General features: G+C 45.1%; 1 protein-coding gene. It reads right to left on the bottom strand.

Annotated features, from left to right (window positions below; all coding sequences use genetic code 11):
• Positions 1-89 precede the first annotated feature (89 nt).
• Positions 90-514, bottom strand: a 425-nt coding sequence (locus R7Q09_RS28480) for a chemotaxis protein CheW (RefSeq protein WP_169631103.1), incomplete at its 5' end; no start/stop codon positions are given.

The raw sequence follows: 514 nt of genomic DNA, 5'->3' as shown, positions 1-514 counted from the left end.
CACAAACCACACCAATACTATAAACGCAACGCCACACGCGAGGAATGGTACAGATAAAAAAGTATCTTCAGCCATCATCATTCAGCCAATTATAGGTGAGCCATCTCGTCCCATTCGTCGTCAGTTAGCAGCTTGTTCAAATCAACAAGGATCAGAAGCTTACCGTCACGGTTGCTTACACCTTGGATGAATTTCGCGCTTTCGTCTGTACCTACAGAAGGCGTAGTGTCGATCTCAGAAGAACGTAGGTAAACCACCTCAGCAACGCTATCTACCAAGATGCCGATAACTTGACGCTCTGATTCGATCACGATGATACGTGTGTTATCAGTTACTTCGCCTTCCATCAAACCGAAGCGTGAACGTGTATCGATAACCGTTACAACGTTACCACGTAGGTTGATGATACCTAGTACGTAATCTGGCGCACCTGGAACTGGAGCAATTTCAGTGTAACGAAGAACTTCACGAACTTGCATTACATTGATGCCGTACGTTTCTTCTTCTAGTTGGA

It is taken from the genome of Vibrio sp. 2130-1 (assembly GCF_033339515.1).
This window is presented reverse-complemented; position numbering and strand designations above follow the sequence as displayed.